Raw genomic sequence first — 14,336 nt, 5'->3', positions numbered from 1 at the left:
CGTTGTCTGTATCGATAGACTGAACGCCGAAAACGGAGACAGTAGGTCGAAGTAGAAAAACGTAAGCTTGTTGTATATGGCACTGCCCGGGTCAGGTGACAAGGGCGATTGTCACCACGACCGGGGCGAACATGTCGGGATCAAAACCGCCAATAGTCCAGAATCGGTGCAAGAATCCGATTCAGTTCGTCGGCGGTTTCCGGCTTGAGCTCATTTTTCCACTGCCCGCTTTTGCCCGAACGTTTGTGTTCCAGCTTTGGCGCGCCTTTCTGGATGGGGCTTGCAAAATTCGACAGTTTTTCAATGCTTTCCTCGCTCAGGTCGATCTCAAGATAGTCGGTGACCTTGCGCAGGAAGACATCCGTGTGTTGCGAGAACTCGTCGTATGTCAAGAACAAGGCATCCGGAACCGTCTCGGCGAGTTCTCGATACTCCGTGAACCACGGCAGGATCCACTCGCTTGCCCTTCTGAGCACATATGCGTCGATTCCTTCCTCGGACACCTTGGCGCGCTCTTCCACGAATTTCTCGCGAGCCTTGGTGTTCAGGGGTTCCGGATGAGTATACGCCCATGAATAAAAGGAAGAAACAAGCACGTCGCGCGGATCACGAAAGAAGAAAATGTGCTTGAAGTTCTCCCGGCCGGGAAAGTCCACAGGAAACCGGAGCGGGCCGTAGATTTCGCCGTATTGCCGGAAGAGCATATCGTAGTTCTGCGGAAGGAACTTGCGGATCACAAGGCCCACTGAGTCAACCTCATCGCCTAGTTCCCAATACGCACTGGCGTAGTTGAAGGTTTCATAGTCGCTTTGATCTGCAAGCTCTTCCAACAGGGCGGTGACGAAGGTCGAAGCACACTTATGCGTGGTGAAGAATAGAAAAGACTTGTGTGTCTTTGGTCGGTTGTTCGCCTCCAAGACCCGCTCCTTGGCGGCTAGGAAAAGCTCTTGTTCCTGCATCGGCGGCTCGATGGGTGTCGGATCTTCATCAACGGAACGATGCAGTTTTTCGAACAGTTTCTTCAATTTCAACCTCGTCTGGGCCTGGCAGCAATGGGAAAAGCCAGTTGTCTTGCGTAATGGCGGCTATTTGTTCAGTTTATCCGACTGTCGGCGAGCGAAAAGGTATTTGCGGCATTTTTTCGACGCTACTGCCTTCTGTAGCAGAGCCGAAACCTACCTAACCGCTATCCGCGCTGCTTGAGTCTTGGTTGTCCTTCGGCTCGTCGAACGAATAGCCAAAATAGTCAATGTCCTGCGCATAGATCTCAGCGACCAAATCACGAAGTTCGTCAGTGTAAGAGTCTTGGTACCTTGATTTCTGCGGACGCGCGCTGTTGATTTTCAGAGAGCCGAGTTCCGGGCAGCCGATTTGTTGTCCGATTTTCGGCAATTCCTCCTGTCGGTTTTCAAAGCGAACGATCTTGTCGACGATGATTTTGCCATTTTCATCAGAAATGAATTCCAGGCACGTTCGCGTCAGTGGACGGTACGTAAATATCGTTGAGCCCGGGGACAGACGTTCCTGATGGATGCTTTTCACGAACTGCTCAAATGTCAAATCGTCCACAGCTGACGTGTTTTTTCGCATGTACATGTACAGAGACAGAATCCGCTCCCACGGATTGCGCACGACCGTGAAAGTGAAGATCTTCTCCCAGAGTTCAACGCCAAGGAGGTCGCGCATTTCAACGGCGGTCAGGTGGTCTTCAAAAATCTGTTCGGTCGCTTTGTCTTTTTCGGGGATATTCAGCTTTCCATGACCAATACCAAACCTTTCACCAAGTTGCGCTCGAATGGACGAAGATGATGTGCGCGGGATGTCCACGAACCAAAAACCCGTTTGCCGAACTTCGCGCCGTCCACGGTGATAGTTCAGTTGGCGATTGATCGCGTTCTTTTTGCGCTCGAAAGACCGCGAAAGTTTAGATTCCAACAAGGCGAGCCTCTCCTGAAGTAGCGAACGGCAATGCTGGATGCGTCGCTTGGATGCTCTAATCATCACTTTAGCCTTTCGATACTGCGAAGCAGCCTGTATTGACCCTGTCACGATCACGGGGCGGACATATCCGCAAACGTATTCTCATTCCAACTGTCTCATCGCGCGAACTTCTTGTGCTTCAGCCGTTTGGGCTCCAGCGCATCCGGCCCCAAGCGGCGTTTCTTGTCTTCCTCGTAGTCGGCAAAGTTGCCCTCGAACCATTCGACATGGGCGTCACCTTCGAAGGCCAGGATATGCGTACAGATCCGGTCGAGGAAGAAACGATCGTGTGAGATCACGACCGCGCAGCCGGCGAAATCGACCAGCGCGTCTTCCAGCGCGCGCAGGGTTTCGACGTCAAGATCGTTGGTCGGTTCGTCCAACAGCAGGACGTTGCCGCCCTCTTTCAGCAGGCGGGCCATGTGGACGCGGTTGCGCTCACCCCCTGACAGCAACGAGACCTTTTTCTGCTGGTCGCCGCCCTTGAAGTTGAAGGAAGAGCAATAGGCGCGGGAATTGACCTGCGCGTCACCCAGTTGGATGATCTCGGCGCCGCCGGTGATCGCCTCCCACACGGTGTCGTTGTCGTTGAGGTCGTCGCGCGACTGATCGACATAGGACAGTTGCACCGTGTCGCCGTATTCGATGGTGCCCGCGTCAGGTTTTTCCTGGCCGGTGAGCATCTTGAACAGGGTCGATTTACCGGCGCCGTTGGGGCCGATGACGCCGACGATGCCGCCCGGCGGAAGGCTGAACGAGAGATCCTCGATCAGTTGCTTGTCGCCCATGTGCTTGGACAACCCGTTGACCTCGATCACCTTGCTGCCCAGGCGCGGGCCGTTGGGAATGACGATCTGGGCGCGCGACAGCTTTTCGCGTTCGGATTGCTGGGCCAGTTCGTTGTAGGCGTTGATGCGGGCCTTGGATTTGGCCTGGCGGGCCTTTTGACCTTGACGCATCCATTCCAGTTCGCGCTGTAGGGTCTTCTGCTTGGACTTGTCCTCGCGGGCTTCCTGCTCCAGCCGCTTGGCCTTCTGTTCCAGCCACGAGGAATAGTTGCCCTCGTACGGGATGCCGCGTCCACGGTCGAGTTCCAGAATCCAGCCGGTGATGTCATCCAGGAAGTACCGGTCGTGGGTGACGATCAGGATGGTGCCCTTGTAGTCGATCAGGTGCTGTTGCAGCCAAGCGATGGTCTCGGCATCCAGGTGGTTGGTGGGTTCGTCGAGCAGCAGCATGTCGGGTGCTTCGAGCAGCAGCTTGCACAGCGCCACGCGGCGTTTCTCGCCGCCCGAAAGGGTTGTGACATCGGCATCGTCGGCCGGGCAGCGCAGCGCCTCCATCGACACGTCGATCTGGCTGTCCAGATCCCACAGGTTTTCCGCGTCGATCGCGTCCTGCAGGGCGGTCATCTCTTCCATCAACTCGTCCGAGTAGTTCTCGGCGATTTCCATCGCGATCTCGTTGAAGCGGTCGACCTTGGCCTTTTTCTCGGCCACGCCCAGCATGACGTTTTCACGGACGGTCAGGTTCGGGTCCAGCTGCGGCTCCTGCGGCAAATAACCCACTTTGGCGCCTTCGGCGGCCCACGCCTCGCCAGTGAAGTCCTTGTCGAGGCCGGCCATGATCTTGAGCAGGGTCGATTTACCGGCGCCGTTGACGCCGACGACACCGATCTTCACGCCGGGCAGAAAGCTCAGGTGGATGTTCTCAAAACACTTCTTGCCACCGGGATAGGTCTTCGAGACACCCTGCATGTGGTAGACATATTGATAGGCGGCCATGTCACGTCCTCTGGATCGGGGAATTCGGGTTGACCCGCTTGATAGCCAAGCATGGCAGGCGGGGCAAGCTGATGCGTTCCGTGCATTCGCTCGCCGTCCGGTGGCGGCCTTGGATTGACAAGTCCGCCCGGTTCTGAACATCCACGGAGGATGTTTCGAAGCGCCATCCCATTCGCGCGGCCCGGGCAGGTCGTTGGCTTGTTCGGCGGGTCATTCGATCCGCCGCATGCGGGGCATGTCCACGCGACGTTGGAGGCGATGAAGGCCTTCGGGCTGGACCGTGTTTGGTGGTTGATGTCGCCGGGCAACCCGCTGAAGGAGCGCGGTCCCGCGCCATTGATGCGCCGCATGGAGGCGGCGCGCGCGATCTTGCGTCATCCCCGCGTCGCGGTCACGGATATCGAGGCGCGCATCGGCACGCGGGCCACGGCCGATACGCTGGCCGCCCTGCGCCGCCTGTATCCCGGCGTCCGGTTCGTCTGGCTGATGGGCGCCGACAACCTCGCGCAGTTCCACCTTTGGAAGGACTGGCGCTGGATCATGGACAACGTTTCGGTCGGTGTTGTTGCCCGGCCCGGAGACAGGATCTCGGCGCGGATGTCGCCCGCGGCGCGGATCTATGCGCGGTATCGCATCGACGGGACTGCACGGCACCTGCTGGGTCGTGCCGACTCTCCTGCTTGGTGTTTCGTGAACGTGCCGATGATTGACGTCAGTTCGACCCAGATTCGTTCCAGCGGCGAATGGACAGGTTGAAGTGTTGCCGGAATGGCCCCTGTTGGCGCATATTGGATTTGAGTAGTTGTCTGCTCTGATCTATGGGATTTTAATTGACCCATGCCTGATCGTTTTTCGCGCCGTGTATTTTTGGGGGGATTGGGGGCCAGTTTGATCCCCACAGTCGGCGCGGCCGGTGCGCCAGCGGTGTCGTTGCGGCCGATTGCTCGGGGTGCCGAGCTCTCCGCGGCCGAGAGGATCGTTGCGGCGGCGGGCCTTAAAGGCGAGGTGGTCTTTGCCGTAGCCGATGTCGAAACAGGCGCAGAACTGGAGGCTTTCGGGGGCGATCAGGGGTTGCCGCCAGCCAGCGTCGCCAAGGCGCTGACGGCGCTTTACGCGCTGGATGTGCTCGGACCAGACCATCGGTTCGAGACGGCGCTGATAGCGGATGGACCCATCGAGAACGGTATCCTGAAGGGCGATCTGATTCTGGCGGGCGGCGGTGATCCGCTGTTGGATACCGATGTGCTGGCAGGTATGGCCGCCAATCTGCGCAAGGCCGGGGTGACCGAGGTGCGCGGCGCCTTCAAGGTGTATGACGGAGCCTTGCCCTATGTGTTCAGCATTGACCCGGGTCAGCCGGACCATGTGGGTTACAGTCCGTCGGTCAGCGGTATCTCGCTGAACTTCAACCGCGTGCATTTCGAGTGGAAACTGGGGACTTCGGGGTACGACGTGTCGATGGATGCGCGCAGCGCCAACTACACCCCGTCCGTGGACATGGCGCGGATTCGGGTCGAGCCGCGCAGTCTGCCGATTTACACCTATCAACGCAGCGCCCGGCAGGACCGGTGGACAGTGGCCAAGGGCGCGTTGGGCAAGGGCGGCGCGCGGTGGTTGCCGGTGCGCAAGCCGGCGCTTTATGCCGGCGACGTTTTCCGAACGCTGGCCCGGGTGAACGGGATCGTTCTGGGCCGGGTGCAGGTCACGCGGCAGGCCCCACGGGGACAGGTGCTGGTTGTGCATCAGAGCGATGCGTTGGACAGCATCCTGAAGGGCATGCTCAAATATTCCACGAACCTGACGGCCGAGATGGTGGGGATGGCTGCGACAAGGGCGCGCGGGGTGTACCCGGGTTCATTGGCCGCATCCGCCGCCGAAATGAACCGCTGGGCCGCCGCAAAATACGGGACCAGACGGATTGCGATGGTGGATCATTCGGGTCTGGGTGAAGCGTCTCGTATGGCGCCGTCGGATCTGGTCAAGGCGCTGGTCGCCGCCCGGCAGGATGGGCTGCTGCGGCCGTTACTCAAGCCGTTCACGTTGACGGACGCCAAGGGGAGGCGTGTGGTCGGAAACCCGGTCCGGGTCGATGCCAAGACCGGGACGTTGAACTTCGTGTCCGGTCTTGGCGGGTTTCTGACCACGGCCGGCGGAACCGATCTGGCTTTTGCGATCTTCACCGCCGACATGGCGCACCGTGCGACTATCCCGCGTCAAGCCCGGGAACGCCCCGACGGCGCGCGCAGCTGGAACCGTCGGTCTCGCAGGCTGCAGAAGGCGCTGATCGAACGCTGGGGCGCGCTGTACGGAAGCTGAGCCGAACCGCGTCAGACCGTGTGCCGGGCCCGGGCGCCGCGTTCGATCGCGGCGGCATGCAGGCGGTCGATGCTCAGTTCATAGCGAATTTCTTCCAGCAGGCGCAGCTCGGTTTCGGCTAGCGCACCATCTGCGGCAGCCACGTCGCAGGCCAGCGCATAGGCCGTTTCATGCAGCCGCTCCGGCAGGTTGTCTCGGATCAGACCGAACAGCGCATCCAGGCCGTCTTCCTGCTCGAAAAGGTCGAACACGATCTGCGAGACGCGCCGCATGCGGTCGATGTCGTATTCGGCAAAAACCGGCAGCATGTTCACCGCAGCCTCGATCTTGACCAGTTCGGCCGTGCGGATGTTCTCGTCAGATGCGGAGACGGCCACCATGATTGCCACGAGGCAGTCCTGGGGCGACATGGGGTGGGCAACGGCTTGGGTCATCGGTTCGTCCTGAATTGCGCTGTCTGCCGCGGCACGATAGGAGCGCGCGCAGCAGGGTTCAACCGCTTCTTGCGAACGCGCCGAACGACCCTGGTGTGCGGCAGGACCTGGCGGGTGCGAGGTTGCTGCGAAAAACAGCAGTTTTGTCGGGCAGGAGGGGGCGTGCTTTATTGACTTATGCTGCACCGGCACAATAGGAGGGGTGGTCCGGTTGCATGGGGTGGCCGGCGCTGTTTGTCCCGATGGAGACCCGATCAAATGTCTGAACTGCGTGAAGCCGCGATGTCGTCCAAGGCCTGGCCTTTCGAAGAGGCGCGCCGGGTGCTCAAACGCTATCAGAAGGCTCCGCCGGAAAAGGGATACGTGCTGTTCCAGACCGGCTATGGCCCCTCGGGCCTGCCGCATATCGGGACCTTCGGCGAGGTGGCGCGGACCTCGATGGTGCGTCACGCCTTTGAACAGCTGAGCGACATCCCCACCAAGCTGATCTGCTTTTCCGACGACATGGACGGGTTCCGCAAGGTGCCCGGCAACGTGCCGATGCAGGAAGAGCTGAAGCAGGACCTGAACCTGCCGCTGACCAAGGTGCGCGATCCGTTCGGCACGCATGAGGGCTTTGCCCAGCACAACAACGCGCGGCTGTGCGAGTTTCTCGACAGTTTCGGTTTCGACTACGAGTTCGCCTCGGCCACCGAGTATTACACCTCCGGGCGCTTTGACGAGATGCTGCTGGTGGCGCTAGAACGGTTCGACAAGATCATGGAGATCATGCTGCCGACGCTCGGCCCCGAGCGGCGCGAGACCTATTCGCCGTTCCTGCCGATCTCGCCCAAGACGGGCCATGTGTTGCAGGTGCCGACGCTGGAGCGCAATGTCGCCAAGGGCACCATCGTCTACGAAGAACCCGATGGCGAGCGGGTCGAGATCCCGGTCACCGGCGGTCACGTCAAGATGCAGTGGAAGCCCGATTGGGCGCTGCGCTGGGCTGCGCTGGGCGTGGATTACGAGATGTCGGGCAAGGACCTGATCGACTCAGTCACGCAATCCTCCAAGATCTGCCGGGCGCTGGGCAAGCAGCCGCCCGAGTCGCTGAGCTATGAGCTGTTCAACGACGAGCACGGTCAGAAGATCTCGAAATCGAAGGGCAACGGGTTGTCGATGGAGGAGTGGCTGACCTATGCCGCGCCCGAGAGCCTGTCGTACTTCATGTATCAGAAGCCAAAGACGGCGAAGCGGCTGTATTTCGACGTGATCCCCAAGGCGGTGGACGAATATCACCAGCAACTGCGGGCCTATCCGGGGCAGGAGCTGAAGGCGCAGTTGAACAACCCCGTCTGGCATATCCACGGCGGCGAGGTGCCTGAATCTACCCTTATCGTGCCTTTTGCCATGCTGTTGAACCTGGCCTCGGTGTCCGGGGCCGAGGACAAGGAGACGCTGTGGGGCTTCATCCGCCGCTATGCGCCCGAGGCCACACCCGAGACCCATCCCGACCTGGACCAGGCGGCCGGATTCGCGGTGCGTTACTACAACGATTTCGTCAAGCCGACCCGCACGTTCCGCCTGCCGACCGAGCAGGAGCGCGAGGCGCTGGAGGCATTGCAGGCGGCGTTGGAAACCTATGACGGCCCGGTCGAAGACGAAGCGTTGCAATCGGTGGTCTATGCGATCGGCCGCGAACGGTTCGATCCGATGCGCGCCTGGTTCACAGCGCTGTACGAGGTGCTGCTGGGCGCCAGCCAGGGGCCGCGCTTCGGCGGGTTCATCGCGCTTTATGGCGTGCCGGAAACCATCGCCCTGATCGATAAGGCCCTGGCCGGAGAATTGGCCTGATTTGACCCGAACGCGCCCGGGGCTACGCTCTGACACAGGAGGTGGCCCCATGCGTCGTTTGTTGATTGCCGTTTCTCTGATCGCCGGTATGGCAACCGGTGCCCTGGCCCAGAACGCCGAGATCGAGGCTAATATCCGCGCCCAGATGCGGGCGTTCCAGGCGGATGACTTCGTTACCGCTTTCACCTACGCCAGCCCCGGAATCCAGACCCTGTTTCGTACGCCCGAAAACTTCGGTGCCATGGTGCGCAACGGCTATCCGATGGTTTGGCGACCGGCCGATGTTAGGTTTCTCGACCTGCGTCAGATCGACGGCCAGTGGTGGCAAAAGGTTATGGTGGTCGATGGTGACGGTCGGGCGCATATCCTGGACTATCAGATGGTGCAGCGGGAGAGCGGCTGGAAAATCAATGGCGTTCTCCTTCTGGGCAACGCCGACCCCGCGGCCTGACGCAACACCCACCGTCACGGTGCCGTGAGCGGCGGTTAAATCCTTTCCGATATCTCAAGCCCGCGTGTCCGGAAACATCCGGGCCTGGGAGCTGGCCTGTGCCGCGTTGGAGCGTGGCGCGATTGGGAAAGGGTATTCAATGAACAAGGCAATCACCGACGGCATCGTGTTCATGCCGCCGCAATTCGCGAATGGTCTGGATGTATGGTCAAGCGGCGACGGGACGCCCGGTACGCCCACATACGATGGATCGGGTTCGGGGGCGTTCGTGCCGGCGGATGCGGATTTCGGCGGGTGCCTGGAGATCCTGAAGGTCAATACGATCCAGCAGCTGCGCTATATGGGACAGACACCGCTGTTGCCAGGGTGCTATTTGCAGATCAAGGCACGGGTCAAGGCGGTCAGCGGTCCGCTGCCGCGAGTACGGATTGCAGGTTGGGCCGGCGGTGCCGGCGACATGCATGTTCCGGGACTGGTCGAACAGGGGCCTGCCACGCAACTGACGGCCTATGGCTTGGTTCACGAGATCACGGCCATCGTCGGCACCGGCCAGCGCTCCGGCGTTGACATGCCGTGGGGCATGTCGGCCATTTATGGGCATTTTGGGCTGGATATCGAAGGCACCAACGGGGCCGTGGTGCGCGTCGATGACATCGAGATCACCGACGTGACCGGCGTGTTTCTGCGCGACATGATCAGCTTGGTGGACGTGCGCGATTTCGGCGCCGTGGGCGATGGGGTCACCGATGATTCTGCCGCCTTCGAGGCGGCCGATCAGGCTGCAAACGGCCGCCGGGTCTACGTGCCCGAGGGCGTCTATTACCTAGGCCAGGACGTGGGGCTGGACTCGGAGGTCGATTTCGAAGGTACGATCATTATGCCCGATGACCGGATGCTGCTGCTGACCAAGAATTTCGACCTGTCGACCTATGTCACAGCGTTTGGCGACGAAACACTTGCCTTCAAGAAGGCGTTTCAGGCGCTGTTGAACAACGTCGATCATGAGTCGTTGGATCTGTGCGGCCGCAAGATTTCGGTCTCGGCCCCCATCGACATGCAGGCCGCCGTGCCAAACCGCTCCAGCTATTCCACCCGCCGCGTGATCCGAAACGGGCAGTTCGACGTCAAGGACAGCACTGCGTGGGATACCCAGACGTTCACCTCGACCGCGACCTATGATCCGGCGGATCCATACAGGCTGACCAACGTGGCAAACGTTGCCAACATTCCGGTCGGCGCCCTGGTCCAGGGAAGCGGCGTCGGACGCGAAATCTATGTGCGGTCCAAAAACGAAGGCGCGGGCGAGATCACGTTGAACGCTCCGATCCATGACGCCGCCGGAACACAGACCTACACTTTCGTGGATTTCAAGTATCTGCTGGACTTCAGCGGCTTCAGCGCGTTGCAGAAATTCGGCATGGAGGACATCGAATTCCAGTGCAACGGCCGGTCCAGCGGCATTCGCTTGGCACCGGGTGGCAACACTTTCGTATTGAAGAACTGTTTCGTCAGCCGGCCCAAGGATCGCGGCATCACCTCGATCGGGGTGGGCTGCCAGGGGATGCTGATCGACGGGTGTCAGTTTCTGTCCAGCGAGGAGGCCCTTGATGTGCCGGATCGCAGTTCGATCGCGCTGAATGCCAACGCCAATGACGTCAAGCTGCGCCACAACCGGGCGGTGCGGTTCCATCACTTTGCGGTGCTGGGCGGCGACAACAACCTTGTCCTAGGCAACCACTTCTTTCAGGGGGACAGCGTTCCGAACGGGGTGCGGAACGCCGGGTTGGTCATGATCGGCACGTACAACAGCTCGGCCATTGCCGAGAATTACATTGACAACTGCTTTGTCGAATGGACCAACGAACGAGATGCGGCGCCGGACTATGCCTCGGGCTTTTCGTTCAGCGCCATGAGCATCACCGACAACATCTTCTACAGCAGCGATGTCGCGGCCTGGTTCAGCTATATCGTGATCCGGCCTTATGGAAGCGGCCACTTCCTGAACGGGCTGACGGTTACGGGCAACAAGTTCCGTACCGCCAATGGGAAGATCGATCGGGTGGATCGCGTCGACACCAGCTTTGCCGGGCTGGACCCAGACCGCTTTGTCAACGTCACCTTCGCCAACAATACCTATCACAACGTGACCATTAAAACCGCCAACCCTCTGCGGGTGCGCCACGAACAGAACTCGGCCGCGCAAGCCTGGTTGGTCGATTCCGGTGGCGCCTTGCCCTTTGGCGGGCAAGCCCGCGGTTGCGACAGTGTTGTGGCCGTTGCGGCGCTCAAGTCATCGCTGGGCGCGGTTCGCTATGCGGCCCCTTACGTGCAATTGCAACAGGGTGGCGCAGAGGATCGGGTGCGGTTGCGGTGGCCAGAAAGCCTGAGTGGTCAGGTCACTGTGGTCATGCGCGTCGAGAGGTGATCGTCCGTTGACCGGCAGTCTCAGCGCTGCCGGTCGCCTGCGATCAGAAATCGCGCCACAGGGATAGCTTGAGGCCGACCGACTCTTTGAACGAGTTCTTCTCGAGCCCCACGAGCCAGGTGTTTGGGCCGTCTTTCGGGCGATACATGATGGATGGCCGGGCGCTCCAATAGAACGGGCGCCCGGACACATAAGAGGTTTCGACCTGCAACAGCGGGTCGATGCGCCGCGGCGAGGACAGGCCTGCGGTAAAGTCCAGCTTTCGGATCACCGCCTCGTGGGTTCGGTATTCAAAAGACGCGTCCACCGCCATCCACCCTCCGCCGACCCGGGTCTTGAACCCTTTTCCCCACGACAATGTCGCCTTGTACATCGCCCAGGCCTGAAGCTGCCGATGATGGGCGCCGATGCCGAATTCGGCGGCAAAACGCCCCGCCTCTTCGAGATCCGCCACGGGAACCCGCGCGAACACCAGCGCATGGCCGTAGAGATCGCGGTGTTCCTCGGCGTCCAACCCTATGGTCAGGTTCGGCCGCAGCCCCCATTCGGCGTACAGCGACGTCTTGTAGGCGGTCGCCCCATCCTCTTCGCGGAACCCGGTCACGGACAGGGCCGTGAACGCCTTGTTCTGTTCGCGCAGCCAGGCACCGGCCAGCGCCGGGCCGGACGCAAGAAGACAAGAGAGCAGAAGCGCGATCAAACGGGTCATGAAGGCAAATTCGTCAATCTTGGTTAACAGAGTGTTAGCTTTGCTTTCATTTCTCTGAATGCCACTTGAACCGGGGCGTTCCCGCCAATGCAGGAAAACCGAGACCTTACGAAAAGCTGTGATAATCTTGATCTCAAAACAGGAGGAGCAAGATGCCCAGGATTTCAAAAGATGCGAATGTTCAGACCGTTATCACCACGTTCGAGATGACGCCGGGCACATGCCAGGACCTGCTCGAAGCGCTGACGGACGCCTATGCGAACTTCATTTCCAAGCAGCCCGGGTTCATTGCCGCGGGCTTGCATGTCAACGACGCCCAGACGCGGATCGCGAACTATTCCCAGTGGCGGCGGCGCGAGGACTTTCTGGCCATGCTGCGGACGCCCGAGATGCGAGAGCGCAACCGTCGGATCAACGAACTGTGCAAAAGTTTCGAGCCGGTGATGTACGACGTTGCCGAAACTTTCGACTGACCGTGACCTGGATCAAGGTCCGTTTCCGCCGGGCGTTTCATTCTGCCGGCGAAACTCAAGGAGGCGCGAGCCATGTATCACAATATTCTTGTCCCGATTTCCTTCGATGCCGAGCGTGACACCTCGGCGCCGCTGAAACTGGCGAAGATCCTGGCGACACCGGATGCGAAGGTGACGCTGTTGCATGTGGTCGAGCACATTCCCGACTATGCGATTTCCTACATGCCGGCAGAATATCTGACCGAGGCGCGCAAGGCGGTCCAGGACGAGCTCAACACCCTGGCCGCAAAGCTGCCAAACGCCAAGGGCGTCGTGGTTGAGGGTCATTCAGGCCGTACGATCCTTGACTGGGCCGAGTCCAACAAGCCTGACCTGATCATTCTGGCCTCGCACCGGCCCGGCATGCAGGATCTGCTGCTGGGGTCGACGGCGACCCATGTGGTGCGCCACGCCAAATGTGCGGTGCATGTGGTGCGTTGACGCCGTGGGCCGGTTCGGTGTCGGCGCCACGGCATTGCCACAGTGTTGGTTCAGAAACGGCGCATGATCGATGAAACCAAGGCCGCCCATGGCTCGGCTACCGACAGACGTGTCTTGCGGCGGCAACGCAGGGCGGACGCAACGCGGCGGCGGGCGCTTTCGCCGTGGCGCATCCTGTTCATGGTGCTGACCCTGCCGGTGACCGTTGCGGGCATCGCCTTGGGTATCTACCTGCGCACGTCCGAGTATGACCGCACCGGTGCGATGATGCACCTTTGGGCGCTGGCGGGCTGCGAGGCGGCGCGTTCGGTCGGGCTTGGCCCGATGCGCAAGGGGCAATTGGGGTATCACGAGCGCAACGACCCCGATGGCAACGGGATCGCCTGCGAAACCGGCGCGACAGATCGGTTCAACGCGCCGGCGCCAGTTCAATCGGTCGCGCCGAGGCCCGACCGGTCCAACAGCCAAACTCAACGTAAGATTGGCGCTGCCAAATTCGTTCGTCCCCAAGTGGATTGACCTGCGGTTGTCTCGTCCGCATGCAGCGATCGTTCTGCCTGTGTCTGTACGGAAAATTGCCCCTGTATGCTAAGCTGCAAGCGGCAATTTCGCCCACAGACAGGGAGAAACACCATGTTTGCAAGAATAACCCAATTCAAGATGAAGCCTGGAACGCGTGAGGCGGCCACGGCAAAAATGAATGAATTGAAGGCCGAAATAATGGGCATGCCCGGCATGCATTGCTTTACCAACGTGATGAACGAAGACGGCAGCGGATATGTGATTTCGGTGGTCGAGAGCGAGGAAACCTCGAACGCGAATGCGCCGAAGGTGGCCGAGCTGTGGGGCCATTTCGCCGAATTCATGGAAGGACCGCCCTCGCCGGCCGGTTTTGATGTGGTGGCGCACTGGGACAAGGGCTGATCCCTTTGGCATGGCCATCGCTACCCGCTTGCCAGTGTTGAGCGGGTCGGTGACACTGCGCCCCATGACCCGGGACGAATTCAACGCCTTCTGCGCCTCTCTGAAGGCCACAAGCCACGTTGTGCAGTGGGGCAACGCGGATGTGTGGAAGGTGGGCGGCAAGGTGTTTGCGATCTGCGGCTGGAACGACGGCAAGGACGCCTTTACTTTCAAGGCCACCGATCTAACCTACGAAGTACTGCAGGATCAGCCCGGCATCCGCCCCGCGCCCTACCTGGCCTCGCGCGGCATGAAATGGCTGCAGGTTTACGACGAACGCGGGATGAGCGACCCGTCCCTGCGCGACCACATCGTGACGTCCTACGAGATGGTCGTGGCCAAGCTGACGAAAAAGATGCGGGCAGAGCTGGGGCTTTAGCCCTTCATCGCCTGCAACAGTTCGATCAGCCGCTTGCGATCATCGTCATCGGCGTAATCGCCCGCGGCCAACCGTTCGGCGATGCGCAGGCGCAGGCGCTCGTGCTGGG

15 protein-coding genes are annotated in these 14,336 nt (G+C 60.4%); 10 read left to right on the top strand and 5 right to left on the bottom strand.

Translation table 11 applies throughout. The features are described 5' to 3' along the window. Positions 1-140: 140 nt before the first annotated feature. The 3 genes from AC2FMM_RS15795 to ettA all read right to left on the bottom strand — a co-directional run bounded on the left by AC2FMM_RS15795 (position 141) and on the right by ettA (position 3,764). Entirely contained in the window at positions 141-1,025 is an 885-nt protein-coding gene (locus AC2FMM_RS15795; RefSeq protein WP_496688158.1) for a sulfotransferase domain-containing protein, read from the bottom strand. A 154-nt stretch (positions 1,026-1,179) separates the two neighbouring features. Continuing rightward, positions 1,180-2,001: a sulfotransferase family 2 domain-containing protein gene (locus tag AC2FMM_RS15790; RefSeq protein WP_496797058.1), complete on the bottom strand. Its 822-nt coding sequence runs from the start codon at positions 1,999-2,001 to the stop codon at positions 1,180-1,182. A gap of 95 nt (positions 2,002-2,096) precedes the next feature. Further along, positions 2,097-3,764 carry an energy-dependent translational throttle protein EttA gene (gene ettA / locus AC2FMM_RS15785; protein ID WP_496797057.1) on the bottom strand — a complete coding sequence of 556 codons (1,668 nt, stop codon included), beginning with the start codon at positions 3,762-3,764 and terminating at the stop codon, positions 2,097-2,099. Between the two features lie 150 nt (positions 3,765-3,914). Between ettA and AC2FMM_RS15780 the strand changes: the two genes are divergently transcribed. Both AC2FMM_RS15780 and dacB read left to right on the top strand, forming a co-directional pair. Next, entirely contained in the window at positions 3,915-4,520 is a 606-nt protein-coding gene (locus tag AC2FMM_RS15780) for a nicotinate-nucleotide adenylyltransferase (protein WP_496681920.1), read from the top strand. Between the two features lie 81 nt (positions 4,521-4,601). Then, a complete protein-coding gene (gene dacB, locus AC2FMM_RS15775; RefSeq protein WP_496797056.1) occupies positions 4,602-6,080 on the top strand; it encodes a D-alanyl-D-alanine carboxypeptidase/D-alanyl-D-alanine endopeptidase in 1,479 nt (492 codons plus the stop codon). A gap of 11 nt (positions 6,081-6,091) precedes the next feature. Here dacB and AC2FMM_RS15770 read toward each other — a convergent pair whose 3' ends face one another. Next, positions 6,092-6,514, bottom strand: a complete 423-nt coding sequence (locus AC2FMM_RS15770; RefSeq protein WP_040633393.1) for a tellurite resistance TerB family protein — start codon at positions 6,512-6,514, stop codon at positions 6,092-6,094. 258 nt (positions 6,515-6,772) lie between these two features. On the opposite strand from AC2FMM_RS15770, the gene AC2FMM_RS15765 reads away from it, so the two are divergent. The 3 genes from AC2FMM_RS15765 (at position 6,773) to AC2FMM_RS15755 (ending at position 11,223) form a co-directional block, all read left to right on the top strand. After that, positions 6,773-8,347, top strand: a complete 1,575-nt coding sequence (locus tag AC2FMM_RS15765; protein WP_496681923.1) for a lysine--tRNA ligase — start codon at positions 6,773-6,775, stop codon at positions 8,345-8,347. Positions 8,348-8,396: 49 nt separating this feature from the next. Beyond that, positions 8,397-8,798 carry a DUF4864 domain-containing protein gene (locus AC2FMM_RS15760; protein ID WP_496688168.1) on the top strand — a complete coding sequence of 134 codons (402 nt, stop codon included), beginning with the start codon at positions 8,397-8,399 and terminating at the stop codon, positions 8,796-8,798. 139 nt (positions 8,799-8,937) lie between these two features. Beyond that, positions 8,938-11,223: a glycosyl hydrolase family 28-related protein gene (locus tag AC2FMM_RS15755; RefSeq protein ID WP_496797084.1), complete on the top strand. Its 2,286-nt coding sequence runs from the start codon at positions 8,938-8,940 to the stop codon at positions 11,221-11,223. A 43-nt stretch (positions 11,224-11,266) separates the two neighbouring features. Here the strand turns inward: AC2FMM_RS15755 and AC2FMM_RS15750 are convergent, their stop codons facing one another. Continuing rightward, positions 11,267-11,932 (bottom strand): hypothetical protein, encoded by a 666-nt coding sequence (locus AC2FMM_RS15750; protein ID WP_496797055.1) that lies wholly within the window; start codon positions 11,930-11,932, stop codon positions 11,267-11,269. 152 nt (positions 11,933-12,084) lie between these two features. Between AC2FMM_RS15750 and AC2FMM_RS15745 the strand changes: the two genes are divergently transcribed. From AC2FMM_RS15745 to AC2FMM_RS15725, 5 genes are all read left to right on the top strand, one after another. Further along, positions 12,085-12,405 carry an antibiotic biosynthesis monooxygenase family protein gene (locus AC2FMM_RS15745; protein ID WP_149777133.1) on the top strand — a complete coding sequence of 107 codons (321 nt, stop codon included), beginning with the start codon at positions 12,085-12,087 and terminating at the stop codon, positions 12,403-12,405. 72 nt (positions 12,406-12,477) lie between these two features. Further along, positions 12,478-12,885 carry a universal stress protein gene (locus tag AC2FMM_RS15740; protein WP_496711691.1) on the top strand — a complete coding sequence of 136 codons (408 nt, stop codon included), beginning with the start codon at positions 12,478-12,480 and terminating at the stop codon, positions 12,883-12,885. Positions 12,886-12,948: 63 nt separating this feature from the next. Further along, positions 12,949-13,404, top strand: a complete 456-nt coding sequence (locus tag AC2FMM_RS15735) for an excalibur calcium-binding domain-containing protein (protein WP_496797054.1) — start codon at positions 12,949-12,951, stop codon at positions 13,402-13,404. 177 nt (positions 13,405-13,581) lie between these two features. Continuing rightward, on the top strand, positions 13,582-13,809 hold the full coding sequence (locus AC2FMM_RS15730) for a hypothetical protein (RefSeq protein ID WP_496681939.1): 228 nt from the start codon (positions 13,582-13,584) through the stop codon (positions 13,807-13,809). Between the two features lie 64 nt (positions 13,810-13,873). Beyond that, positions 13,874-14,227 carry an MmcQ/YjbR family DNA-binding protein gene (locus AC2FMM_RS15725; protein ID WP_496797053.1) on the top strand — a complete coding sequence of 118 codons (354 nt, stop codon included), beginning with the start codon at positions 13,874-13,876 and terminating at the stop codon, positions 14,225-14,227. The last annotated feature ends 109 nt before the right edge of the window (positions 14,228-14,336 follow it).

This window comes from Ruegeria sp. BHSC043 (assembly GCF_059612985.1).
The sequence above is the reverse complement of the archived record's forward strand: the minus strand, read 5'-3'. Positions and strand labels throughout refer to the sequence as shown.